24 protein-coding genes are annotated in these 25,093 nt (G+C 49.5%); 14 read left to right on the plus strand and 10 right to left on the minus strand.

From position 1 onward, the window contains the following. Nucleotides 1-122 precede the first annotated feature (122 nt). Both gshA and CWI84_RS09915 read left to right on the plus strand, forming a co-directional pair. The gene (gshA, locus tag CWI84_RS09910; RefSeq protein WP_126842433.1) at nucleotides 123-1,727 is read left to right on the plus strand and encodes a glutamate--cysteine ligase; all 1,605 of its coding nucleotides are present in this window, start codon (nucleotides 123-125) and stop codon (nucleotides 1,725-1,727) included. Between the two features lie 119 nt (nucleotides 1,728-1,846). Next, on the plus strand, nucleotides 1,847-2,479 hold the full coding sequence (locus CWI84_RS09915; RefSeq protein ID WP_126842434.1) for a transglycosylase SLT domain-containing protein: 633 nt from the start codon (nucleotides 1,847-1,849) through the stop codon (nucleotides 2,477-2,479). On the opposite strand, the gene CWI84_RS09920 is transcribed toward CWI84_RS09915, so the two are convergent. After that, nucleotides 2,476-3,777 carry an HlyC/CorC family transporter gene (locus CWI84_RS09920; protein WP_126842435.1) on the minus strand — a complete coding sequence of 434 codons (1,302 nt, stop codon included), beginning with the start codon at nucleotides 3,775-3,777 and terminating at the stop codon, nucleotides 2,476-2,478. The two genes, CWI84_RS09915 and CWI84_RS09920, sit on opposite strands and share 4 nt — an antisense overlap. Before the next feature lie 67 nt (nucleotides 3,778-3,844). Next, complete coding sequence (locus CWI84_RS09925) at nucleotides 3,845-4,639, minus strand: cytochrome C assembly family protein (RefSeq protein WP_126842436.1); 795 nt, start codon at nucleotides 4,637-4,639, stop codon at nucleotides 3,845-3,847. 157 nt (nucleotides 4,640-4,796) lie between these two features. Here CWI84_RS09925 and ffh point away from each other — a divergent pair, with 157 nt between their 5' ends. The 7 genes from ffh to tyrA all read left to right on the plus strand — a co-directional run bounded on the left by ffh (nucleotide 4,797) and on the right by tyrA (nucleotide 10,055). After that, a complete protein-coding gene (gene ffh, locus CWI84_RS09930; RefSeq protein WP_126842437.1) occupies nucleotides 4,797-6,161 on the plus strand; it encodes a signal recognition particle protein in 1,365 nt (454 codons plus the stop codon). Between the two features lie 119 nt (nucleotides 6,162-6,280). Beyond that, on the plus strand, nucleotides 6,281-6,529 hold the full coding sequence (rpsP, locus tag CWI84_RS09935; RefSeq protein WP_126842438.1) for a 30S ribosomal protein S16: 249 nt from the start codon (nucleotides 6,281-6,283) through the stop codon (nucleotides 6,527-6,529). A gap of 17 nt (nucleotides 6,530-6,546) precedes the next feature. Beyond that, entirely contained in the window at nucleotides 6,547-7,071 is a 525-nt protein-coding gene (rimM, locus tag CWI84_RS09940; RefSeq protein ID WP_126842439.1) for a ribosome maturation factor RimM, read from the plus strand. Next, on the plus strand, nucleotides 7,071-7,823 hold the full coding sequence (gene trmD, locus CWI84_RS09945; protein ID WP_126842440.1) for a tRNA (guanosine(37)-N1)-methyltransferase TrmD: 753 nt from the start codon (nucleotides 7,071-7,073) through the stop codon (nucleotides 7,821-7,823). Before rimM ends, trmD begins: the two co-directional genes overlap by 1 nt. A gap of 35 nt (nucleotides 7,824-7,858) precedes the next feature. Then, nucleotides 7,859-8,215, plus strand: a complete 357-nt coding sequence (gene rplS / locus CWI84_RS09950; protein WP_126842441.1) for a 50S ribosomal protein L19 — start codon at nucleotides 7,859-7,861, stop codon at nucleotides 8,213-8,215. Between the two features lie 78 nt (nucleotides 8,216-8,293). Beyond that, the gene (locus CWI84_RS09955) at nucleotides 8,294-8,923 is read left to right on the plus strand and encodes a DNA-J related domain-containing protein (RefSeq protein WP_126842442.1); all 630 of its coding nucleotides are present in this window, start codon (nucleotides 8,294-8,296) and stop codon (nucleotides 8,921-8,923) included. Continuing rightward, a complete protein-coding gene (gene tyrA / locus CWI84_RS09960; protein ID WP_126842443.1) occupies nucleotides 8,901-10,055 on the plus strand; it encodes a bifunctional chorismate mutase/prephenate dehydrogenase in 1,155 nt (384 codons plus the stop codon). Before CWI84_RS09955 ends, tyrA begins: the two co-directional genes overlap by 23 nt. On the opposite strand, the gene CWI84_RS09965 is transcribed toward tyrA, so the two are convergent. Further along, nucleotides 10,028-10,417, minus strand: coding sequence for a response regulator (locus tag CWI84_RS09965; protein ID WP_126842444.1), 390 nt, complete (start codon nucleotides 10,415-10,417; stop codon nucleotides 10,028-10,030). The two genes, tyrA and CWI84_RS09965, sit on opposite strands and share 28 nt — an antisense overlap. A gap of 158 nt (nucleotides 10,418-10,575) precedes the next feature. Here CWI84_RS09965 and CWI84_RS09970 point away from each other — a divergent pair, with 158 nt between their 5' ends. Together CWI84_RS09970 and CWI84_RS09975 are read left to right on the plus strand one after the other, a co-directional pair. Then, nucleotides 10,576-13,653 (plus strand): amidohydrolase family protein, encoded by a 3,078-nt coding sequence (locus tag CWI84_RS09970; protein WP_126842445.1) that lies wholly within the window; start codon nucleotides 10,576-10,578, stop codon nucleotides 13,651-13,653. Continuing rightward, nucleotides 13,653-14,948: an amidohydrolase family protein gene (locus CWI84_RS09975; protein ID WP_126842446.1), complete on the plus strand. Its 1,296-nt coding sequence runs from the start codon at nucleotides 13,653-13,655 to the stop codon at nucleotides 14,946-14,948. The genes CWI84_RS09970 and CWI84_RS09975 overlap by 1 nt, the downstream gene beginning before the upstream one ends. Nucleotides 14,949-15,713: 765 nt before the next feature. Here CWI84_RS09975 and CWI84_RS09980 read toward each other — a convergent pair. Further along, nucleotides 15,714-16,511 carry a response regulator gene (locus CWI84_RS09980; RefSeq protein WP_126842447.1) on the minus strand — a complete coding sequence of 266 codons (798 nt, stop codon included), beginning with the start codon at nucleotides 16,509-16,511 and terminating at the stop codon, nucleotides 15,714-15,716. 119 nt (nucleotides 16,512-16,630) lie between these two features. Between CWI84_RS09980 and CWI84_RS09985 the strand changes: the two genes are divergently transcribed. Continuing rightward, entirely contained in the window at nucleotides 16,631-16,936 is a 306-nt protein-coding gene (locus CWI84_RS09985) for an STAS domain-containing protein (RefSeq protein ID WP_126842448.1), read from the plus strand. Beyond that, nucleotides 16,937-18,619 carry a PP2C family protein-serine/threonine phosphatase gene (locus CWI84_RS09990; protein WP_126842449.1) on the plus strand — a complete coding sequence of 561 codons (1,683 nt, stop codon included), beginning with the start codon at nucleotides 16,937-16,939 and terminating at the stop codon, nucleotides 18,617-18,619. Here CWI84_RS09990 and CWI84_RS09995 read toward each other — a convergent pair. From CWI84_RS09995 to CWI84_RS10005, 3 genes are read right to left on the minus strand one after another with little or no spacing between them, the layout of a single operon-like run. Then, entirely contained in the window at nucleotides 18,600-18,935 is a 336-nt protein-coding gene (locus CWI84_RS09995; protein WP_126842450.1) for a translation initiation factor, read from the minus strand. The genes CWI84_RS09990 and CWI84_RS09995 overlap by 20 nt on opposite strands. A 2-nt stretch (nucleotides 18,936-18,937) precedes the next feature. Further along, complete coding sequence (locus CWI84_RS10000; protein WP_126842451.1) at nucleotides 18,938-19,690, minus strand: hypothetical protein; 753 nt, start codon at nucleotides 19,688-19,690, stop codon at nucleotides 18,938-18,940. A 52-nt stretch (nucleotides 19,691-19,742) separates the two neighbouring features. Further along, nucleotides 19,743-20,369 carry a sensor histidine kinase gene (locus CWI84_RS10005; protein WP_241968770.1) on the minus strand — a complete coding sequence of 209 codons (627 nt, stop codon included), beginning with the start codon at nucleotides 20,367-20,369 and terminating at the stop codon, nucleotides 19,743-19,745. 149 nt (nucleotides 20,370-20,518) lie between these two features. On the opposite strand from CWI84_RS10005, the gene cysB reads away from it, so the two are divergent. After that, nucleotides 20,519-21,493 carry an HTH-type transcriptional regulator CysB gene (gene cysB / locus CWI84_RS10010; RefSeq protein WP_126842453.1) on the plus strand — a complete coding sequence of 325 codons (975 nt, stop codon included), beginning with the start codon at nucleotides 20,519-20,521 and terminating at the stop codon, nucleotides 21,491-21,493. Between the two features lie 23 nt (nucleotides 21,494-21,516). Here the strand turns inward: cysB and CWI84_RS10015 are convergent, their stop codons facing one another. The 3 genes from CWI84_RS10015 to pabB all read right to left on the minus strand — a co-directional run bounded on the left by CWI84_RS10015 (nucleotide 21,517) and on the right by pabB (nucleotide 24,971). Then, nucleotides 21,517-22,890 carry an L-serine ammonia-lyase gene (locus CWI84_RS10015; RefSeq protein WP_126842454.1) on the minus strand — a complete coding sequence of 458 codons (1,374 nt, stop codon included), beginning with the start codon at nucleotides 22,888-22,890 and terminating at the stop codon, nucleotides 21,517-21,519. An 88-nt stretch (nucleotides 22,891-22,978) separates the two neighbouring features. After that, complete coding sequence (locus CWI84_RS10020; RefSeq protein WP_126842455.1) at nucleotides 22,979-23,584, minus strand: CoA pyrophosphatase; 606 nt, start codon at nucleotides 23,582-23,584, stop codon at nucleotides 22,979-22,981. Continuing rightward, nucleotides 23,577-24,971, minus strand: coding sequence for an aminodeoxychorismate synthase component I (pabB, locus tag CWI84_RS10025; RefSeq protein ID WP_126842456.1), 1,395 nt, complete (start codon nucleotides 24,969-24,971; stop codon nucleotides 23,577-23,579). Before pabB ends, CWI84_RS10020 begins: the two co-directional genes overlap by 8 nt. Nucleotides 24,972-25,093: the final 122 nt, after the last annotated feature.

A 25,093-nucleotide genomic window follows, 5' to 3' on the forward strand; every position in this document is an offset into this window, starting at 1 on the left:
AAAGTCATAGTGTGCCATGCGCAGTAGATACTGCCAAGCATTCAACAAACTCGAATGGACTGCGGCTACAATTATCAGTAAGCTGTGCCCATAACTGGTATTAGCGTCAGCAGGAACCTCCATTGCAAGCAAAGCTTGAATCTGTTGTTAACGCGTTGCAAGCGACAGTGCCAAATTCGGCGTGGTCGGAAATCCAACGCGGTGTAGAGCGTGAAACGTTGCGAATTAATCAGGATGCGACGTTGGCGCAAACTGATCACCCGTCTAGCTTGGGCAAAACTCTGACCCACCCAACCATTACTACGGACTATTCTGAGTGTTTATTGGAATTTATTACGCCTGTTGAGCGTAGTATCGATAACACCATGGCGCAGTTACGCGATATTCACCGACAAAGTTACCGAGCGGTGGGCGAACAATTGTTGTGGCCAATGAGCATGCCTTGTTACGTCGGTGATGAAAAAGACATTCCGATTGCGCGTTACGGCAATTCTCATAGTGGCCGAATGAAGAGTTTGTACCGTAAAGGATTGACGCACCGCTATGGCGGCACCATGCAGATCATTGCTGGAGTGCATTATAACTTCTCGGTTCCACAGAGTATTTGGGATGCTTTAGCGAAGCACCACGGTGAACGCAACACACAACAGTTTCGTTCTGCGCGCTATTTCGGCCTTATCCGTAATTTCAAACGCGTCAGTTGGGTTATCCCTTATTTATTTGGGGCCTCGCCGGCGGTGTGTAAATCGTTCTTATCCCATGTTGAGCACAACATCGACTTTAAGATCATGGGCAAGGGCACGGCCTACCGCGATTATGCCACGTCGTTGCGTATGAGCGACCTAGGCTACACCAACAAAGAGCAGGCCTCATTGCAAATTACCTACAACTCGGTGGATGAATACATTGCCGGGTTGCGCCGAGCCATCTCGACTAAATCGACGCAGTTCAGCAAAATTGGAGTGAAAGTCGATGGCGAGTATCGCCAATTAAACGACAACATCCTGCAGATAGAGAACGAGTTCTATTCGCCAATACGCCCTAAACGGGTGGCGAAAAATGGTGAAACGCCCACGCAAGCGCTTGAGCGCGGTGGGGTTGAGTATATTGAAGTCCGTGCGTTAGATGCTAATCCATTTAGCCCGGTCGGGATTACCGCTGAACAAATCAAGTTTTTGGATTTATTATTACTGTATTGCCTGTTTAGCGAGTCTGCACCGTTGAGTTGGGAACAACAGCGAGTTTGCGATAACAATTTTAATAAGGTTGTGCTGGATGGCCGTAATCCACGCTTATCGTTGCAAGATGGTGAGCATGAACGTGCTATCGCTGATTGGTTAGAAGCGTTGTTTTATGATCTCGGTTTGCTGGCGCAAACACTCGACCAAGCCGCTGCACAAGGCGGAACCTATCAGCAAACCTTGGCGGGCTTTTATGAGTGGGTTTTAAACCCGGAGTTAACCCTGTCTGGACAGTGGATGGCGCTACTCAAAGAGCAAGGATTGGATAATAGTGAACTGGGCATGCAATTGGCGAAAAAGTATCGTCAGCAATTGCTCGGTGAGACGCTTGAAGTGTTCACTGACGCGCAGTTTGAGCAATGGCGAGAAGCATCAGAAGCAGCCTTTGCTGAACGCGAAAAAGCCAGCCAACACTGTTCGTTTGATGAATTCTTAGCGGACTATTTTACCAAAGCTGCGCAGCCTGCAAAGCCGGAGGCGGAGTAAAAAAGAAACCGCGCGACACCGGTGACGGTTCGCGCGTAATTTACAGACGTTCAGGGAATGAACAAAAACTTTGCTGCTCATAAGGTATGAGTCAGTCTTTTTAAAAAAGTTTCAACGCCATGAAAATAAAAACGCGACCACCCGTTATTCTGCCGCTGGTTCTGAGCCTGAGCGTTGTGCTTGGGGGCTGTGCCACTGCGCCGCCGCGCCAACCAGACAACCTTTGTGAAATTTTTTATGAAAAGCCCGATTGGTATGATGCTGCAGCAGACGCACGTGAACGTTGGGGAACCCCCATTCATGTGCCGATGGCAATGATGTATCAAGAGAGCTCCTTTAAAGAAGACGCGTTACCGCCACGTGATTACCTGCTGGGATTTATTCCGTGGGGGCGAGTGAGCTCGGCCTACGGTTACTCGCAGGCCAAGACCCTGACTTGGGAAGATTACATGCGCGAGACCGATAACGAGGGTGCGGATCGCGACGAGTTCGAAGATGCCATCGATTTTATGGCGTGGTTTGTGAAGAAAACTTATGAAATCAATGGCGTGTCTAAGTGGGATGCTTATGCGCAGTACCTCAACTACCATGAGGGATGGGGAGGTTATCGGCGCAAAACCTACCTGCGCAAGCCGTGGTTAGTGAAAGTTTCGCGGATTGTAAAACAACGGTCACTGACATATGCCGCCCAGCTCAACCGCTGTGAAGAGGATCTTCAACACGGTTGGCTATGGCGTTTGTTCTTCGGTTAGTTATCGTCTTTTGTCAACAGTGGTGGGCGGTAGTATTCCGGCAAAACCCTGAGCGTTTTAATCATGGTGTCACTGACTTCGATGATTTCCACTGGGTAGCCGCCGATCCGCAGACTTAACTGATTGTCCGGAATGTCACCTAAGCGTTCGACAATCAAGCCACTCAAGGTTTTCGGGCCGTCGGTCGGGAATTCCCAGTTCATTTCTTTATTGAGTTCACGCAGGTTAGCTGAGCCCTCAACCAAGAAACTGCCGTCCGGTTGCGGTTGGGTGGTCTCGCTTGGCGCAGGATTCATCGAGGTCGTGAAATCTCCCACAATTTCTTCCAGAATATCTTCTAGCGTCACTAAGCCTTGAATATCGCCGTACTCGTCCACGACCAGGCCGATGCGTTCTTTACGACGCTGGAATTTTAGCAGCTGGACATTCAGCGGTGTTCCTTCTGGAATGTAGTAAATATCTCTTGCCGCACGCACCAGAATAGACTTGTCTGCTTCAAATTGGTTCTTTGTCATCAGTCGCATAACATCGCGAGCATGCAAAAAGCCAATGGCATCGTCGATATCCCCGCGGTACAATAACAACCGAGTGTGTTGGCCTTGAGCCAGTTGCTTAACAATGTATTTCCAATCGTTATTGATGTCGATGCCAATGATATCGTTACGCGGAATCATCACGTCTTCAACCGTGACCTTTTCCAAGTCGAGAATGCTGACCAGCATTTCTTGGTGCGACGTTGGGATCAGGTTGCCCGCTTCATTCACCACCGTGCGCAGCTCATCGGAGTTGAGTGAGTCGTTGGCTCGGGCAGCGTCCGGACGAACGCCGAGGCAACGCATGAAGCCATTAGTCACAACATTCACTAGCAATACCAGCGGATACATAACGGTTAGCAACGGCCGTAGTAACAATGAACTTGGAAATGCAATACGCTCGGGATGTAATGCAGCAATGGTTTTCGGTGTTACTTCGGAAACGATCAAAATCACCAACGTTAAGCCAAAGGTAGCAATCAGTACTCCAGCGTCACCAAACCAACGCATACAAAGAATAGTGGCAACGGCAGAGGCGGCGATGTTGACCAGGTTATTGCCAATCAGGATGAGGCTGATCAGACGGTCAGGACGATCCAACAGATATTGAACCCGAGCCGCCCCAGCGTGCTGTTGTTGCACCAAGTGCCGAAGTCGATAACGGTTAATCGACATCATGCCCGTTTCAGAGCCAGAAAAATACGCAGAAATCAGCAGTAGTACTACAAGAATTACTAATAAACTACCCGTCGATATGTCGTCCAATGCGGATATCCTTTATTGACACCAGAAAATCTAATGTATGGATGCACTCGGTGAAGTCAACCCTTAGTTACCCCAGTATGACATCTTTCACGAAGCGGCTACCGAAGTATGCGAGGGTTAAAATCAAGCCAGCAATCACGGTGCCAGACACCACTACACGACCGCGAGCACCACTAAATTTGTGTAACAAAACAATACCGGCATAGGTTGCGAAAGCGATCAGCGAGAGGATGGTCTTGTGCGCTTGACCTTGGGCAAACAAATCGTCCAAAAACACAAAACCGCTGATAATCGCCAAGGCTAGGAGTCCGGTGCCAGCGCTCAATAAGCGGAAAAAATAGCGCTCTACGGTAAGCAGTGGCGGCAGATAATTGGCAATTGCTGTGCTCTTGCGTTGTTTAAGGACCTTGTTCAAATAGTTGAGTTGCACAGCATAGAGCGTAGCTAGCGCTAAAACACCATAGGCAAGTAGTGATAGCACGATGTGAATAACAAGCCCATGAACTGAGGCAATATTGGCGCCCCAACTGACGGGCGTGAATACCACCAAGATCGCACTCAACGCGGCAAATAGGTAAATGACCGGCCGCAATAACAACCCACTATGGCGATGACCACGGATTAAAGTTAAGCCCGCTAATAGCCACGCAACCACCGATAGGCTAATAGCCACATTAAGATGGTCGAATTGGTCGCGTTGCAAATGCCAATAGAGCAAAGCAGCGTGCGCCGCGAAGCCAACAATGGCAGTAATAGAAGCGAGCTTTGAATCGTCTACGCGCGAATTGGCCAGTGCTCGCAATGTATTGATAGCACTGGCTGAATAACCCAGCAAAGTCAACAGCAATAGCAGATATGCCATGGTATGACGAGATCCTATAGTCCTACAGTAAAGGTTGAAGCTTGAGTATACGATCAGGTCTCTATAAACCCAACTGTTAGAGGCGAAACTTTCTTGAAGTTTCGTTATAATGGCGCCATATCGATAATGACGACAACAACGGCGAAGAGAGTCGAATATGTTTGAGAATTTAACCGAACGCTTATCTCAGACCCTAAAAAATGTAAGTGGGCGAGGGCGTCTGACCGAGGACAATATCAAGTCGACGTTGCGTGAAGTACGGATGGCACTGCTTGAAGCCGACGTGGCGTTGCCTGTAGTGAAAGAATTTATCGCACGAGTAAAAGAGCGGGCGGTCGGGGTTGAGGTGAACAAAAGCCTAACACCGGGGCAAGTTTTCGTAAAAATCGTGCAATCCGAACTAGAAACAGCAATGGGCGAGGCGAATGTCCCGTTGAACCTTAACGTGCAACCGCCAGCGGTTATTATGATGGCAGGTTTGCAAGGTGCTGGTAAAACCACCAGCGTGGGTAAGCTCGCCAAGTTCTTGACCGAAAAGCAAAAGAAAAAAGTATTAGTGGTGAGTGCCGACGTCTACCGTCCCGCAGCGATTAAACAGCTGGAAACTCTCGCCGCTGAAGTTGGCGTCGCATTTTTTCCATCGACCACTGAACAGCAACCTGTGGCAATCGCCGAAGCCGCTATTACTCATGCGCGAAAGCAGTTTTTTGATGTCGTTTTAGTCGATACCGCCGGTCGCTTAGCGGTCGATGAAGCGATGATGGCAGAAATTCAGCACTTGCACGAAGCCGTGAAGCCGGCAGAAACCTTGTTCGTCGTTGACGCCATGACCGGCCAAGACGCGGCCAACACGGCGAAGGCCTTCAACGATGCGTTACCGCTGACAGGTGTGGTGCTTACCAAAACTGATGGTGACGCCCGTGGTGGGGCAGCGCTGTCGATTCGCCATATCACCGGCAAACCGATCAAATTCTTAGGGGTTGGTGAAAAGAACGATGCTTTAGAAGCGTTCCACCCGGATCGCGTTGCCTCGCGGATTCTTGGAATGGGCGACATGCTGTCGCTCATCGAAGAGGTGGAGCAGAAGGTCGATCGCGAAAAAGCCGAGAAAGTTGCCAAAAAGGTGATGAAAAAAGGCGAGTTCTCGTTAGAGGACTTTCGTGACCAGTTGGTCCAAATGCGTGATATGGGTGGAATGATCGGATTGCTCGATAAAATGCCGGGAATGGGCAAAATGGGTGACAAAATCAAAGGCCAAATGGATGACAAGATGACGCTTCGGATGGAAGCGATTATTAATTCAATGACAGCGCGTGAACGGCGCTTCCCTGATGTCATAAAAGGTTCTCGCAAGCGCCGAATTGCAGCAGGTTCTGGTACGCAAGTACAAGACGTGAACCGGCTCCTGAAGCAATTTATGCAGATGCAAAAAATGATGAAGAAGATGAAAGGCGGCGGAATGGCAAAAATGTTGCGCGGAATGGGCGGCAAAATGCCGCCGGGAATGTTCCCTGGACGCTAGTACGATGGCCCGATTGCGCTTGCATTTATGGTAAAAATCCGTAGAATTGTCGGGCTCCCTGAATCCGTTCGGGGTTTTTTGCTTTAACTTAACAAACACAACAGTAATTGAGGAACGCAATGGTAACCATTCGTTTACAACGTGGTGGCGCGAAAAAAAGCCCCTTCTACCAAATGGTAGTGACTGACAGCCGTAACTCTCGTGACGGCCGTTTTATCGAAAATGTCGGTTTCTTTAACCCTGTGGCTCGTGGCCAGGAAGAACGTATCCGTATCGACCTAGAGCGCATCGAACACTGGGTTGGCCATGGTGCAACATTGTCTGAGCGTGTTGCTAAATTGGTCAAGGACGCTCGCGCAGCGGCCTAATAGCTTTAAGAGTGACTATGGCAGAATCGCAAGACACAGTTGTTATCGGCCGCTTCGGCGCGGTATACGGCGTTAAAGGTTGGTTGCGAATTCAGTCGTTCACAGAACACGCTGAAGCTATTTTTGATTATCGCCCTTGGCTTGTCGGGCGGACAGCAAAAGCTATGCAAGTCGCCGAATGGCGGTTCCACGGTAAAAGCATTATTGCTCGCGTGGAAGGTATCGAAGACAGAGATGAAGCGGCCAAACTTACCGGCCAAGACATCGTTGTTGATGCCCAAGTTTTGCCTGAGTTGTCGGAAGATGAGTTTTACTGGCGCGACCTGATCGGCCTGCAAGTATTAAATACTGACGGTTACGATATGGGCGTGGTGGAGCAGATTATGCCAACGGCATCGAATGACGTGTTAGTGGTGAAAGCCAATGCACGGGATGCATTTGGTAAAAATGAGCGTTTGATTCCTTTCGTGCAGAGCGAATATATCGTCTCGGTAGATACGGAAGCGAAACAAATTACGGTTGACTGGCCGTCGGACTTTTAATGGCGCAAAACCTCAGAATTGGCGTAATAAGCCTATTTCCGGAGATGTTTAGCGCGATCACTGATTACGGCGTAACGCGTCGCGCAGTGGAACAAGGTCTGTTGACAGTCGAGTGTTGGAATCCCAGAGATTTCACTCACGATAAGCATCGTACCGTTGATGATCGTCCTTATGGCGGTGGTCCGGGTATGTTGATGATGGTACAACCTCTGGTTGACGCCATCGCCGCTGCGAAGCAATCGTTAGGTGAAGGGACTCCAGTGATATATCTGTCTCCACAAGGCAAGAAATTGGATCATGCCGGGGTGAAATCACTGGCTGAGCATGATCGCATGATTCTCATTGCTGGCCGTTATGAAGGTATCGACGAACGTGTTATTGAACAGTATGTCGATGCAGAATGGTCCATTGGGGATTTCGTATTGAGTGGGGGAGAACTCCCAGCGATGGTCTTAATTGATGCTGTCGCGCGGTGGGTTCCAGGAGTGCTAGGCCACGATGCGTCAGCGACAGAGGATTCTTTTACTGACGGATTGCTAGACTGCCCACACTATACGCGCCCTGAAGACTTTAACGGCAGTAAGGTACCGGCAGTATTACTGAGCGGTAACCACGAGAAAATTCGACGCTGGCGTTTGCAGCAAGCTCTAGGTAGAACTTGGCTGCGACGACCTGAATTAATTAGCAACCTAGCTCTGACTGACGAGCAGACCTTGTTGTTAACCGAGTTTAAGCAACAAGACGACTGCTAGCAGCGGACAGTTTAATCTAGGAAAGAGAGGCCAACATGGCAAAAGTAAGTCAAAATATCATCAAGCAGCTCGAAGACGAGCAGATGAAAAAAGATCTCCCTGAGTTCGCTCCGGGTGACACTGTTGTCGTTAATGTTAAAGTTAAAGAAGGCTCGCGTGAGCGTTTGCAGGCGTTTGAAGGCGTCGTCATTCGCGTACGCAACCGCGGTTTGCACTCTGCATTCACGGTTCGTAAGGTATCTAGCGGCGAAGGTGTTGAGCGTACATTCCAAACGCACAGCCCATTGGTTGATAGTATCACAGTGAAACGTCGTGGTGCTGTTCGCCGTGCGAAACTGTACTACTTGCGTGAGCGTTCAGGTAAATCAGCGCGTATTAGAGAAAAGCTGTAGGCGCGCGATTGATCTGCAGCAAAAAGCCCAGTCAAATGACTGGGCTTTTTTGTAGCTAAACCGCTATGATGTAGCGATATGTCTATGCAAAACGCGAATTATCTGCAACAACTGCAAGCCGATATTGAGCAAATCCTTGAAGCTCAAATGGGGGCGATAAGTGAATATGCGCTTATTCAAGAGCTGCAAGTCGAGCCCTACCAGTGGTTCGATGCAGAAGCCTTGCGCGATCCACTAAGTCTATTTCAAACCCATTTTCTGGTTTATCATTGTTTGCATCGCATTCGTCAGCATTGGCGCCAATCCGAGCACGCTGAACTACAAATCATTGGTACGACTATTCGCGCGTTACCCTACCAGAGTGGCACCGACGGCATTATTCATGACGATGCGCTGGCGCGCTATTATCTCGACCTAAGCCAACTCGATAAAACCCATGCCAGTGATGTTGAACGCTTGCTCGACCGATTCTGGCAGCAAATGGCTGGTCAGCAAATAACGCAAGTGGCAGAATCGGAGTTACAACAAGCGCGGGAACTTATGGCAGTGGACGAACACTACGATATGGCGCAGTTAAAGCGCCAATACCGAGTAATGGTTCATCAACACCACCCAGATAAAGGCGGAGATGAAGCAACCATGAAACAGCTGCAACGCGCCTACAAAATTTTACGGATGCAATTGCATGGCTCAGTCACCGCAAGCTAAAAAACTGCAACAGTTTCGCCAAAAAATCGACCAACTTGATCAGCAGTTGGTGGAATTACTGGCGCAACGAGTGGAGGTTGCGGCTGAGATTGGATTGCTAAAGCAACAGTTAGGCCAACCGGTGTATGTTCCAGAGCGAGAGCAACAGCTGTTGGAACAACGTCGAGCTGAGGCAGAACGCCGTGGACTAAACCCTAACTTGCTAGAAGACGTGTTACGCCGTGTGATTGAGGAGTCTTATCTCACGCAATTGCAACGTCAACCCGCTATCAGCGGCGATCGACAGCGCTTGATTGTTATTGTGGGTGCAGCAGGGCGATTGGGGCGACGCTTTCAGCAATGGTTTCAGCAATCAGGCTATCGCGTGCATGGGTTAGAACTGGGCAGCGAGGCTCTCACCGAGGAACTGGCGCAAACCGCGCAACTGGTTTTAGTGTGTACCCCAATGGCGGATATTGCCGCCGTATTAGCCCAGCTTCCACCCCTAGCCGCTGATTGTGTGGTTGCCGACATTGGCAGTAGCAAAAGCGAGCCGCTAAAGCAGATGTTAACGGCGCATTCTGGCCCAGTGCTGGGTATGCATCCGATGTTTGGTCCAAACATCGAACATTTGGCACGGCAGCGTCTTATTGTATGCCACGGTCGCCAGCCACAACATTACCAATGGTTGTTACAGCAATTTCAACTGTGGGGGGCAGAGTGTATTGAAATGCCTGCCGCCGAGCACGACCAAGCGATGGCTTGGGTGCAAGGTATGCGCCATTTAACCCAACTAAGTTACGCCAGTCATTTAGTTGAACAACAGGTTGATATCGAGCAGTTGGCTGAGCTTAGTTCACCGTTGCAACAGTTACAGCTACTCACGTTGGCACGGCTATTTCAACAACACGGTAAGCTTTACCAAGAAATTTTGTTTGCGCAACAGCAGCGCTTGCCGATGTTTCGTACTTTTATCGACCATTTTGAGAACTGGTTGAAACTCGTGGAAGATGCAGATGCAGAGAGTTTTATCGCTCAGTTTGAGAAGCTTAAAGCGCACCTAGCCACGGAGCTAGACCGTGTAGTGCGAACCCAGCCGGGACTGAGTCAGCGCTTAGTCGTAGATTATGATGAGGCGTCGTTAAATAGGTAACGCCGCAGTATTTCATCTAAGGCATCAGGATTGACCGGTTTGTGCAACGTTGCATCCATGCCAGCCGCTCGGCAGTCTTCCATTTCAGTGGCACTATGGTGGCTCGTGATTGCCACTACTGGTGTGCTTTGGCAGGCATCGCTGCGGCGCAATTCGCGACAAACATCGGCACCATTAATGTCAGGCATCTCATAATCAAGCAGAATCAGTTGTGGGCGCAGAGCAATAGCTTGCTGGATAGCGGCTTGTCCACTCTCAACGGTAATGACATTTACCGGGTAGATAGCTAGCATTGCTTTGGTGACTTCACTGCTAATTAAGTCATCGTCAGCAACCAAGATACTCGCTTGTTGTTCGGGCATAATGTCACTCCAAGTTTGCCATTGTCAGCGCGGCGTTAATCACACACTGCCGCAAATGATACCTTTTTTTAACACTGTTCGTCGCTTTTTGTTGTAACCGGTAACGTCTGGCTGTCACTATAGCGAATTAAAACTCTGTTCAAAAGAGGGAACACTGAATGAATAGCAGAGCGTCCATAGGCGCCGTTTGTGGCGTCATTTTGGCACTGGTTTCCAGCCCCAGTAAAGCAGATCAAACCGCGCGAGTGAATGGTATTACCGACAATACTCCGAGCTTTGTTGCGTTTCAGAACGCAACGATTGTCATGCAGCCCGGACAAACTGTGGAGCATGCAACCTTAGTGATTCGCAATGGTTTAGTTGAGGCGGTGCAACGCAACAATCAAGCACCACAGGGCGCGCGCATAATTGATGCCACCGGCTTCACCATTTATCCTGGCTTTATCGACGCCTACAGCGATTATGGTATTAGTAAAGCTGTTAAGCCCGAACATACTGATGATACGCCGCTATACAACAACCACCGCGAAGGTGGTAATGCCGCAAACGATGCAATTCATGCGCAACAGCAATGGTTTAGCGAATTTGAAACGCAGCCAGAACAAGCGAAGCAATATATAGAACAGGGTTTCACCAGTGTGCAAACTGCACGCCAAGATGGCATTTTTCAAGGCCAAGCGGTGACCGTATCGCTGGCTAATAATATCGCCAATGACGTGATTTACCGAGCCAACAGCCGCCAATTCGGCTCGTTCGATAAAGGCAGCTCGCGGCAGCAGTACCCATCCTCGCTGATGGGCAGTATTGCCCTCATTCGGCAGACACTTTCTGACGCGGATTGGTACCGACAAGCACAAGGTAAGCAGTATTATGATGCCGCTGTTGAATTTAATGCGGCCCTAAAAGCGCTAGTAGATATTGATAAACAGGGAATGATATTCAGAGTCAACGACGAGAAATCATTGCTCCGTGCAGATAAATTATTCGACCAATTTGGTGTTCCAGTGAGCTACGTCGCCTCTGGTTATGAATATGACCGCATTGATGCGGTGCAAGCAACCAATGCCGCACTCATTGTGCCACTTAACTTTCCGGCGGCGCCAGACGTTGATGGTCGTTATCGTGCCATTGACGTAGATTTGGCTAAATTACGCCACTGGGAGAGAGCGCCGTCTAATCCTGCCGTGATTGCAAATGCAGGAATGGTATTCGCATTTACCCTCACCGGCTTAGAAAAGCCTGAACAATTCTGGCACAACCTGCGCCGAGCAATGCCTTATGGATTGTCTGAAAAACAAGCGCTTGCGGCACTAACAACTGTGCCAGCAAAGCTCGCCGGCATCGATGATAAGGCGGGTAAGCTTGTGCCCGGTTATAAAGCAGACTTTGTAATTTCTCGCGGAGATATTTTCCAACAAGGCGAAATTTACTCGGTGTGGCTACAAGGCCAAGAGCATGTTATTAAGTCGATGGATGCGGTGGATTTTGCCGGCCACTATCAATGGCCTTGGGGGTCTGATCAGACTGCTGAGTTAACGCTTAAGACGTCACCGTCTGCTGAGCTCAGCTTAACCATTAACGGTGAAAAGTGGCGCACCGATAAACTTCAGGTGCAAGACCAGCAAACAACATGGGTGGCGTTCGCGCCGAATGAGCAGCACGATGCATGGCGTTTAGCGTTGTTGCCTGATAGCAAACACCAATTCACCTTGGAGCTGATTGATCCACAGGGGCAACGCCAACACGTGATCGCCTCGCGAAAGCCGTTGGCGAACGAGGAGCCTGAGCAGCAACCTAGTAAACCCACTTTTGTGAGCAAGTTAACCTATCCCAATCGTGCATTTGGCTTGCCACAGCTGCCGCCGCGGCAAAACGTTGTTATTCGTCACGCAACGGTGTGGACAGCGACTGCAGATGGGGTATTAAAAGACGTTGATGTATACGTAGAAAACGGCCGCTTCAGTAAAATCGGCAAAGCACTATCGGTGCCAGCCGGTACCCAAGAGATCGATGCTGCGGGCCTGCATTTAACGCCAGGTATTATCGATGAGCATTCGCATATCGCAATCGACGGTGGGGTCAATGAAGGCTCTGAAGCGATCACCTCAGAAGTTCGCATCGGCGATGTGGTTAACCCTGATGACCCGCATATCTATTACTCGCTAGCCGGAGGTACCACGACTGCACAGTTGTTACACGGCTCAGCCAACCCTATCGGCGGACAAGCGCAGGTGATCAAGCTGCGTTGGGGCGCTACCGCCGAGCAAATGAAGTTTGATGCTGCGCCACCTAGCATCAAGTTCGCGTTGGGTGAAAACGTCAAACAATCGAACTGGGGCGACGATTATACTGTGCGTTATCCGCAAACTCGGTTGGGCGTAGAAACCATCATGCGTGATGGTTTTCAACAAGCGATTGAATACCAGCAGCGCAAAGTCGAGTATCAACAACTGAGTTCGGCGGAACGTCGCAAAACCGCGCCGCCACGCCCGGATCAACGGTTGGAAGCACTGTTGGATATACTGAACAGCAAAATGTTTATTCACTCGCATTCCTATGTAGCTTCAGAAATTCTTATGTTAATGAACTTAGCCGAAGAGTTTGGCTTTCGAGTGAATACCTTCACCCACATTTTAGAGGGCTACAAGGTTGCTGACGAAATGGCCAAGCACGGTGCCTCGGGCTCGACCTTTGCCGACTGGTGGGCATACAAGTTTGAAGTCTACGATGCCATTCCACAAAACGCTTGCCTAATGCAGCAACGTGGCGTGTTAACCAGTATCAACTCAGATAGTGAAGACTTGCAACGGCGGTTGAATACCGAAGCGGCGAAGTCTGTGCGCTACTGCGGTATGAGTGAGCATGACGCGTTAAAGATGATTACTATCAACCCAGCAAAACAACTGCATATTGACGAGCACGTGGGTAGCATTGAAGTCGGTAAAGATGCCGATTTCGTGTTGTGGAATCACCACCCATTAAGTGCTTATGCGCAAGCCCAGCAAACTTGGATTAACGGCCGTAAGTATTTCGATAGAGACATCGATAAACAACGTCAGCAGCAAGTTGCTGCAGAGAAAAATGCGTTAATTCAAAAGCTATTAGCTACGCCGTTAGAACAGCGTGCAGGCGCTGAACATGGCTATAAAGAAGCGCAGCCATTATGGCGTTGTGAGACTGAGCACGATGTTTGGTTGCACCAAGCCCAGCATAACCAATTGATGGGAGCACACTAATGAAATCATGGAAGCACTTATTTAGCGGATTAGTGTTGGCGCTGGCAGCAAGCACGGCGTCAGCTCACGATCAAGTTCCCGGTGAAAAGCAGCAGCATCCCATTTTATTAAAAGGTGGAACGCTACATACGGTGACGCAAGGAGTGATGGTTAACACAGACCTACTGTTCTCCGGTGGTGAAATCATTGCTATGGGTAACCAACTGACCTTGCCAGATAACACGGAAGTTATTGATATCCAAGGACAGCACGTGTATCCAGGGTTAATTGCGATGGATACCACCCTCGGCTTGAACGAAATTGAGGCAGTTCGAGCCACTCGCGACAGTGAAGAAGTTGGCGCGATTCACCCAGAAGTGACGGCGCATGTGGCGTTTAATGCCGACTCAGAAGTGATTCCTACCGTTCGCTACAACGGCGTTGCATATGCCCAAGTTGTGCCGCAGGGGCAGCTAGTGATGGGAGCGTCGTCACTGATGCAGCTAGACGGCTGGAATGCCGATGATGCTATCGTGCGGGCCAAAACCGGTATGCATGTGCAATGGCCGCGAACCTACGTAGTCGACGCTTGGTGGGAACAACGCACGCCAGAGCAACAACGTGAAGCTAACGCCAAAGCGCTAGACACGTTGAAGCAAGTTTTTGTTGATGCCAAAGCCTATTACGATGCCAAACAAGCCGACCAATTAAATGCCGTAGATGTGCGTTGGGAAGCGATGTTAGGACTGTTTGACGGTAGTCTGCCATTGTATGTTCACGCCAACGACGTGCGACAGTTAGAGCAAGCGTTAGATATTGCCAAAGAATATGGCTTCCAGTTAGTTCTTGTGGGCGCTGCCGACGCATGGCGAATTAAAGAGCGGTTAGCGAAAAGCCAAACCCCAGTGATTTTTGAAGGCCTCTTCGGCTTACCCAACCATAACGATGACGGCTATGACCAAGCTTATCGCAGTGCCGGTGAACTCGCCGCCGCCGGAGTTAACCTAGCGTTGGCCTATCCAGGCTATTGGGATACCCGTAACTTAGCCTTTGGTGTAGGAAATGCCATAGCGTACGGACTAAACCCCGATAAAGCATTAGCTATGGTCACTCTCAAACCAGCAAAGTTATTAGGTGTGGGTGCACAGCTAGGGTCACTGACCGTGGGCAAAAAAGCCTCATTGATTGTCTCCAAAGGCGATATCTTTGATCCATTAGGACAAGACCTGAGCGCAATGTTTATTAACGGCAGAAAAGTGACCCTGCAGAGCAGACAAACAGAGCTCTACCACAAATACCAAAAGCGCCCGGAGTAAGCACTTAAGCGCCACGGTTCTATACCGTGGTCTTAGTTTTGGGCTCGCGGCATCGTCAGGGTTGGGGTTGGTTGTTCTCTACCACGGCGATTAGCTTGGGCGTGTCGGCATCGTGAGGGGCTGGAGGGCGCTTGGTGTATAGGCGCTCAGAGGGTCATTGCACGGCACCCCGCCGGTTCACCAAGCTGGGGAAAAAGCCGCTCAAGCTCATCCATGAGGCGCTTAGTCTCCGGCCGTCCATGGCCGGAGATACTTTTTCCCCAGCTTCGCGCCCCAACGTTGTGCGTTAAATGTAGGTGAAGTCGCGCCTACACCCCAAGCTTAGGGCTACGGAGAAGCGATGCCGATGCAACACCGAGCGCGCCGTGGCAGAGAACAACCAACCCCAAGCAGGCTGTCTGAAGCTAATGGATAGAAGCGAGTAGATAAAGGCGGATACTTCTTTACTGCGGCTTTCCGCGATGGTGGGCGGCATCGCTTCTCCGCACCTATTTGGCTCGGGGTGTGGGCGCGTTTTCCTCGATATTGATGGGCGTGTCGTTGGGGCGCGGGGGCTCCGGTAAAAAGCATCTCTGGCCAGGGAGGGCCAGAGACTGAGCGGCCATGGATGGCTCGAGCGTCTTTTTACCGGAGACACCGTGAACCGGCGGGACGCTGAGCACTAACCAGCCCAGCGCCCACACCCCGAGCCTTCCCCCAACCCTGACGATGCCGCGAGCCCAAGCTAACAGCCGCAGTAAAGAATTGCTATCAAAGGTGATGGTGTTAGGGTTCTAGAATGCGGGTAAGCAGTTGTCGAAGTACGGCGGGTTCGAAGGGTTTGTCGGTTAGGGCGTCGATACCGCTTTGTTTGATGTTGGCTAACTGTGGGGCGTTAGCTCTGGCGGTGACCATTAGTATTGGGGTATGGGCGTGGTGTGGGTTTTCACGCACTTTATCGGCGAGGTCACGGCCATTCATTTCTGGCATGTTGAAGTCGGTGACAATCAGGTCGAACCGTTGTTGGTCGAGTATCTCTACGGCCTGCATGCCATCTTCTGCTTCTACTACGTGGTCTACGCCCATATTTTGCAGGACGCGCATTAGGTAATGGCGTGAGGTCACACTGTCATCGACAATCAATACTCTGAGATCTTCGATGTCTAAATGTTCTAGCGTTAGGGTTTCGGGCTCCATCAAATCGACGGTGGCTGAAACGGCTCGCTGGAGTTGCTCTGAGGTAAAGGGCTTGGGTAGGATTGCGACGATACCGGATTGTTTTAATTGCTCTAATTGGTCTTGGCGCCATTCGCTGGAGACCAGCATGAATTGTGTGCTGGTGTGCAACTGATGCTGTTGTAGGCTATTAATAAGATCATGGGCGGTGCCGTCGGCAAAATACATTGCGCTTGCCACTAAATCGGGTTTGCTGCGTTCTATGGCTTGCAGAGCCTCTGCTACGGTGCCAACTCCGGCAACGTCTGACACTCCGGCTTCGTTTAGCTGGCGAGAGATGACTTTGCGCTGTACTTCAGAGGGCTCAGCTAAAAGTATGCGAAGTTGCTGAATAGATGAGGCAGACATGTGTACACCTGATTGCATTATTTGCTAAAAAGAGTATGAGATTCACAAGACAAAGACAATCAAAAAAACGTATCCTATGGTTGTCTAACAACGTGCAGAAATAAGAAAAGGAATCTTGCATGAGCGTCAGTAAACAATTTTCCAATGATGGGAAGCAACTTGTCATCACCGTTAAAGGCAAATTCGACTTCAGTTTGGTACAAGAATTTCGTCAGGCTTATGCCAATGTAGGTGATATGCAGCCGACCATTATCGTCGACTTAAGGGAAACGGAATATTTGGATAGTTCTGCACTGGGTATGTTGTTAAACATGCGCAAGTCTCTTGGCCACAGCGTAAAAGAAATTCATTTAGTGAATAGTAAACCGGAAGTTCGGCGCATTCTGGATATCTCGCGTTTCGATAAATTGTTCGTTATTGAATAAATGCGCATTCTTGTTGTTGATGACCAATCTGCTAACCGACTTTTATTACAGGGCGTATTAACGAATAACGGTCATCAAGTTTGCACTGCCATCGATGGTATTGATGCGTTGGAGCGGTTCGAACAGTTTGCTCCAGACATTGTATTGTTAGACGTTATGATGCCCCGCCTTGATGGCTTAAAAACTGCACCGCGCTTGAAAGCGATGGCGGACGATGTCCACCTACCAATCATTTTTATTACCGCATTAGATGATCAACAAACCTTATTGCAATGCCTAAAGCAGGGGGGTGATGATTTTATTGGTATGCCGTTCGAACCTATCGTGCTTGAGGCGAAGATCCAAGCGCATGCGCGGGTGCGGGAATTAAGTCAGACGCTGGCGGAAAAGAACCGTATTTTGGCTTGGCACTCAAATCGCATGCAGCGGGAACAAAATATTGTTCGGCACATGCTGCAGAACGCTTTAGCTGACAACTGTTTGGACTTAGACGGCATTCAAACCCACGTTTCGCCGGCGAGTACCTTTAACGGCGATATATGTCTTGCCACTCCAGGGCCGTTGGGAAATCTTTACCTCTTTCTTGGGGATTTTACTGGGCACGGATTGGCACCAGCAACAGGCGCGCTGCCAGTTTCGCAGACCTTTTTTAGTATGGCTAAACGCGGTTTGTCGGTGAGCGAAATTGCGGCTGAATGTAATCAACGGTTGGTGCAGTTATTGCCTGACGATATGTTTTGTGCGGCGTTTATTATTGAACTGTCAGCCAACGGCGAACGCTTAACCGTATGGAATGGCGGTATGCCTGACGGGCTTCTTATCGACTCCGCCGGCGCGATTCAGCAACGCATTGAGTCAACTCATATGGCGCTAGGTATTCTTGACCCTGACGAGTTTGATAGTCGAGTCAGTTTTGTGCGTGTTAACGAGCAATCTACGTTGGTGTTGTTCAGTGACGGTTTATCTGAGTTAACCAATAGCGCTGGGCAAGTGCTGGGTGAAGACGGTGTGGCGCGGATTATTGCAGAGCACAGCGGTCCTTGCATGAAGCCATTGGTTGAACAGGTGAGAACTTTTAGTGGCGGTGAAAAGCAACGTGACGACCTCACTGTTGCCATGCTCGAATGTCGCGCAACCGGTTTGCCTGTGGAACAGGTGACTGGTAAACAACAGCATCTACCGTTTGCGGTTGAAGTAACCATAAACGACGAAGAAATTCGTTCACGAGATCCGATCTCGTCAATTATCAATGCTCTGTGCCAACTGCAAGCACTGCGATCGCACAAGTCGACCCTGTATTTGTTGATTGCCGAAATCTATAACAATGCAGTTGACCATGGTCTATTAAATTTAGATTCCGATTTGAAAGAGGGGCGTGAGGGGTTTGAGCATTATTATGACATTCGCAAGCAGCGGCTTGAGCAACTCACCGGCGCCTCATTGAAGTTGCGGATAGATTATTATCCTCAGGAGAGTCGCCTAGAGATTTGCTTAACGGAGCTGGCTAGCGGAAATGTGCAGTTCGAACCGCTGATAGCTACTGAAAAACCGTCAAATGCTACAGATGATGCACCATACGGCCGGGGCCTGTCGTTAGTGAAAGTGTTAGCCGATGAGGTGCGTTGGGACGAGCACAACCGTTGCATGAAAATCCGCTACAAACTCAACCACCGGAGCGTTTAACCCGATAACCGTGCTGTATTAACCACGGCTCAATAGTGTCGCGTTGATCACCTTGTAACTCGATGTTGGGGAACTTGACAGATCCACCAACACTACATAACTGTTTGAGTTTTTTGGCTATGGCTTTAAGGTCGGTTTCGCTAACTGGGATGCCTGAAACAATCGTCACTCCTTTGCCTTTACGGCCCTTTGTTTCTCGACGCAAGCGCACGAAGCCATCGGATTCAGCAATCTTTTCAGGTTCAGCCTCGGGTGCAATTTTGCCTTGGTCGGTTGAGTACACTAACTGGCTGAGTTGATCTTTCCAATCAGACATTGTTACCACTTTTTCTTCGGCTGGAATAATTCTTCTAACTCATCTCTCTTACGGCTGGCAGCGTCACGGGCGTTGACGTCACGCAGTTCACTGGTGATTTGCTCCAGTTCATTCTCAATCGTGGCCTTGCGTCCATTCAAGTAGTCGTCCGAGTAATCTTGGTTTTCGATGGTTTTTAGGGCTTTTTCATAATACTGGCGAGAGGAGCCAAGCATTTGACTATGGTACGCCGATTTGCCGCGACGGATGAGACTCTCTACAGTGATTTTGACTTGTAACTTCACCAGACGATGATCTTCGTTGATGAACACTTGGCTGTCCACTCGACCACGAGAATGCTCATTACGCAACGTCGAGCGCAGCCGCTTAACCGCATTGATCATGGCGATAATTTGCTTATCATTTTCTGGCAGCTCGAAGCTCTCGGTCATTAGCCCGTCATCGTCTTTCATTGCGTTCAAGCGCTCATCGTACTCTTGAATACGCTTCTTCAGGTCCTCTGATGGATTGACGCTATACATACCACTGAGAGCTTCACGTGCTCGGCGATGGAGAACAGTAATAAGGGCTTTACCAATGGGCAGTTGGCTGGCAACAGAAATCAAATCTTCGCAATGCTCGAGCATATTACGAAAACGGTACAAGCGTTGACGCCGTTCTATGTCTTGGCGTTGCTTGCGTTGTTGCACGGCGTTAACGATAATCGCTAGAACCACCAGTACAACAATTAGAATGATAACCGTGGTGTAAATCATAGTTGTTATTTGTTCTCGTTATGTAGCTTATAGGTTATCCGAGATTTTCTCGCTAGGGTAGTGTTAGGCGGAATAGACTGCCACCGAAACACCCGTTATTTTCAAGTAAAATTTTGCCGCTGACATCATCGCGTTGGTGAACACTGGCGATCAGCTGTGCAAAAAACAGTCCCAATCCCGTTCGTGCTGCGGTTAAATCTAACTCGCCAAGAGGCTGTATAGACGACTGTAACATGTTTTCCGGATAACCGGGTCCATCGTCATGAATTTCAATGGTTAAGCCTTTATCGGCCTTTTTAGCAACAATATGAAGTTTATCGGCGGCATAACGCATAGCATTAACCACGATATCGTTCACCAGAGTATAAATAAGGTCACGGTCAAAATACGCTGCCAGGTCGGGCTCGATATCGGTGGTTACCGTTAACTGACGCTGCTGAATGTAGACTTCGTTCTGCGCTAACACATCTTCAATTAACTCATCAGCAAAGTTCTCTTCCATGGCTAAAGGCAGGCTGTCTGCATCGTGGCGATAGAGCGCTAGTAGCTGAATAAGCCCCATATTGATACGTTGCGTTTCGTAGTGCAGATGGGCGAGATCGTTGGCGACGTCTGGCTGATTGACTTGTTCTGTCAATCGTTCGATAAGTTGCAATAACATCGACAGCGAGTTTTTCATATCATGAACGCTGGACGCTAAGATAGTTGGAAAGTCTAGTTTTCGCGTTGTCATCAGGCTATGACTCACTTTAGGTTTGTAATAACTGCAGTCCGTGTTATATATTTTCGTAATATCGATTACCCTCGTAGGTGCATTGTGAGGCTACTATGAAACTACAGCAATTACGATACATTGTGGAAGTAATGAACCACAATTTGAATGTATCGTCTACCGCAGAAAGCTTGTTTACATCGCAACCTGGCATCAGTAAACAAGTACGAATGTTGGAAGATGAACTCGGCATTCAGATCTTCGGTCGTAGCGGTAAGCATCTGACCCACGTTACACCTGCTGGTCAAGAAGTGATCGCTATCGCACAGCAGATTTTATCCAAAGTCGACGGCATTAAAGCGGTCGCCTCTGAACATACCATGCCGGATCAGGGTAAGCTCAATATTGCGACGACTCACACACAAGCGCGTTACGCCTTGCCGCAGGTGATCACGCGGTTTATTGAAAAATATCCGAAAGTCTCGCTGCATATGCATCAGGGCTCTCCAGAGCAGATCAGTGAAGCAGCAGCAAAGGGTAAAGCGGATTTTGCGATTGCGACGGAAGCCTTGCACTTGTACCAAGACTTGATCATGTTGCCGTGCTACCACTGGAACCGCTCGATTATTGTGCGTCCTGATCATCCTTTAGCTAAGCTCCAAAAGCTTACCATTGAAGATGTCGCTAACCATCCGATTGTGACCTATGTGCATGGCTTTACTGGACGTTCTGAACTCGATCGCGCGTTTGGCGCGGCGGGTTTGGAACCGAAAATTGTTTTTACCGCGACCGATGCGGATGTCATTAAAACATACGTGCGAATGGGAATTGGTATAGGTGTTGTCGCGACAATGGCCTACGAGCAAGAAAAAGATACCGACCTAGTGGCTTTGCCGGCTTCGCATTTATTTGAGCCCAGCACCACCAAAATTGGTTTTCGTCGCGGCACCTTCTTACGTACTTATATGTATGATTTTATTGAGGGATTTGCGCCACATTTGACACGTGAACGAATCGATAAAGCGGCGACCATGAAAACCCACGAAGAAATTGAGAAGCTATTTGAAGATACCACGCTCCCAACCCTTTAGCAGGGCAGGGAGCGAGGCTGTTACTAGCATTCGATAATGTTGACAGCGAGACCGCCACGGGCGGTTTCTTTGTATTTGGTTTTCATATCGTTGCCAGTGTCCCACATGGTTTTAATGACCTTGTCCAACGATACTTTATGATCACCGCTGCCGCGCATTGCTAGTCTGGCGGCGTTAATCGCTTTTACGGCGCCCATTGCATTGCGTTCAATGCACGGCACTTGAACTAAACCACCGACCGGATCGCAGGTCAGCCCTAAGTTATGTTCCATGCCGATTTCGGCGGCATTTTCCACATTCACTGGGTTACCTCCCATGAACTCAGCCAAAGCACCGGCTGCCATGGAACAGGCCACACCTACTTCGCCTTGGCACCCCACTTCAGCACCAGAAATAGACGCATTTTTCTTGTATAAAATACCAATGGCTGCCGAGGTTAACAGAAACCGTACCACCGCTTCGTCATCCATTTTCTCGATGAACTTATCGGCATAACTCATCACTGCTGGGATAATACCGGCAGCACCGTTGGTGGGAGCGGTCACAATGCGTCCGCCAGCGGCATTTTCTTCATTTACCGCCAATGCGAATAAATCGACCCAATCCATCGCTTGCATGGGGTCGCTACTGCGCTCCATTTTTAATTTTTGGTATAGCCCTGATGCGCGTCGGCGTACTTTTAAGCCGCCTGGCAAAATACCTTCAGTGGCAATCCCACGCTGAATGCTCGCTTGCATAGTGGTCCAAATAGTTTTCAGGCCAGCGCGGATATCTTCTTCGCTACGAAAAACTTTTTCGTTTGCCAGCATCAATGAGCTGACGCGCATCCCGTGCTCTTTGCAATGCGCGAGCAATTCGGCTGCGGTATCGAATGGATAAGGGATAGGCTTTGAAGATTGCTCAATGGCTTCTTCAAGGGTCTCATCAAAGTCTGCATCACGAACAATAAAGCCGCCGCCAATAGAGTAATAAAGGTCCTCGTAGATGACCGTATCACCTTTGTATAGCCGCAGTCCCATAGCATTTGCATGCTTAGGCATGGTCTTACGACGATGGAAAATAATCGCGCCTTCGCGTGGAAAGTGAATGGTATGCTCACCTAGCAACGCAAGTTCTTGACGGCTTTCCGTGTCTGCTAAAAACTGGTCAACTGCGTCGGTATCGACGGTTTCCGGAAGTTCACCCGCGAGTCCCAAAATGACTGCCTTTCCAGTGCCGTGGCCTTTACCGGTTTGACCCAGAGAGCCATAGAGCTCTACCACAATCCCGTCGGCATTTGCTAAGCCGACGTTACTATCCGCTGCTTGTAAAAATTCATAGGCCGCGCGCATTGGGCCAACGGTATGCGAACTCGAAGGGCCAATACCTATTTTATAAATATCAAAAACACTGATCATAACTGCGTCCTACTTATCGTGATCCTAATAGCGGCTATTGTCTCATACTAGTCATGGGGGCTGGCAAGTCCGATCTCATCGCTGAGGCTCAATTCAACCAATTATTTCGACGTTGGTGTTCTGGACTGATGTGATCAGCGAGCTCTCGAATAATACCGGCCGTTGCGCCCCAAATATTACGCTGTTGGTACGGAATAAAATAGACGCGGTCGTAAATAAATTTTTGCAGCCGGTAGGCGTAATGATTATGTTGCCGCAACACCTCCTGCAGTGACACTTCAAAAATTTCGGCGACTTCGCTTGGCTCTGCGACAAAGGGTTGCTGCGGATTAATAAACGCCACAAAAGGGCGAATACGGAAGTGGCTCAGCACCGGGTAATCTTGTAATTGGCCAATAACTTCTATCTGCTCTCTGGGTAGGCCAATTTCTTCTTCGGTTTCACGCAGGGCAGTATTCAGCAAGTTTTTATCGGTGCTGTCATAACGCCCCCCTGGAAAGCTGATTTGCCCTGCATGGTTGCGCAAATGACGTGAGCGCTTGGTGAGCACCAAATACAGACCATCGCGGCGTTCGACAATGGGAATAAGTACCGCCGCAGGGCGTAACCGCTGCGCTAACTTAGTATCTACCGGGCGCTGCACCGCCGGTGCTTTGTGAAGCAAAAAACGTCGCAGAAAAGTGGCTTTATCCATGTTCGGGGTTCAACCTTGGCAAGATGCGACTGACCTTATCAAAGGTCTCTTGGTATTCATCCTCGCCGATAGAATCTGCGACCAGACCACCACCGGCCCAGCAATAAAGCGTGCCCTGTTCGGCTAACAATGTGCGAATTGTGATACTGCTATCCATTTGCCCATGCTGGGAAAAATACGCCACGCTGCCGCAATAGATATTGCGCCGATGCGGTTCGAGCTCTTCAATAATTTGCATCGCGCGAATTTTTGGCGCGCCGGTAATTGAGCCGCCTGGGAAAGCACCGGCAAAAAGCGGTAAGGCATCTTCTCGGCGGGCAAGTGTCCCGGTCACCGTGGTAACCAGATGGTGCACTGAAGGGAAGCTTTCTATGGCAAAGAGTTCAGGGACTTTCACTGAATGTGGCAGACACACCTTACTCAAGTCGTTGCGCAGTAAATCAACAATCATCAAGTTTTCCGCACGGTCCTTAGGCGAGGCCGCTAGTTCGGCCTTTGCTGCATTATCTTGCTGTGGATCAGGGTAGCGTGGACGAGTGCCTTTTATCGGTTTGGTTTGCACTTCTCCGGCAGCCGTTGCGGCGAGAAAGCGCTCAGGAGAGATACTTAACACCGCGCTTTGTGGTAACCGAAAAAATGCCGAAAACGGTGCTTTATTGTGCTCTCGCAGATTGCGGTAAGCGAGCCATTCGCTGCCTTGATATTGCGCGCTAAACCGCTGCGCCAAATTAATTTGGTAACAATCACCAGCGTGCAAGTATTCTTGGACCCGTTGAAAGCGCTGTAAATACTGTGTCTTACTGAGGTTACTTTGCCAGGCACTGGTCACTTGGAACTTTTGTGAAGCAGGTTGTGGCGATTGTTGCCACTGTTGTGCTTGCTGTTGCCATTGTTCGGCGGGCGCCAACAGCCAGTATTGATGTTGCTGATTGTCATAGAGCAATGCTTGGCGATAACCGCAAAGCACTAAGTCAGGCGTCTGGTAACGTTCGCTAATATGTGCCGGTAAGACTTCTAACTGGCGTCCGTAGTCATAGCCAATAATACCCGCCGCGCCACCTTGAAAAGGCAGCTCCTCAGGGCCTTGGTAGTCTCCGCTTAGCTCAATCAACTGCTGCGCCAAAGCAAATGCCTCGCTGGCTTTAGTGGTGGTCGGCACGGCCTCGGTTAATTCGTTCTGATCAGCGTGCAAGGTTAACTTTTCTGCGCGGCATTCGAGCACCCACCAAGGCTGGGTGAGGATCATCGAATAGCGGCTGTTCGGGTGCTGGTCGCTCGCTGAATCCAAGAACAATGCATACGGTTGGTGTTCACAGCGTTGGAATAATTGCTCCGGGCTAGCATCCAACGTTAATTTTTGCGCAAGCAAATGAGGGCGCTTGGACACGCAAGGTTCTCCTACTAACTGATTATTCTCAGCGACAGAATACCATAGCTTTGCGAACTGGTCAGGGACAGTCGAAAACGCTATCATAAGGCATCTTTTTGTTGCCCTATTTATGACCATTC

The organism is Idiomarina tyrosinivorans (genome assembly GCF_003987475.1).
Taxonomy (GTDB): Bacteria; Pseudomonadota; Gammaproteobacteria; order Enterobacterales; family Alteromonadaceae; genus Idiomarina; species Idiomarina tyrosinivorans.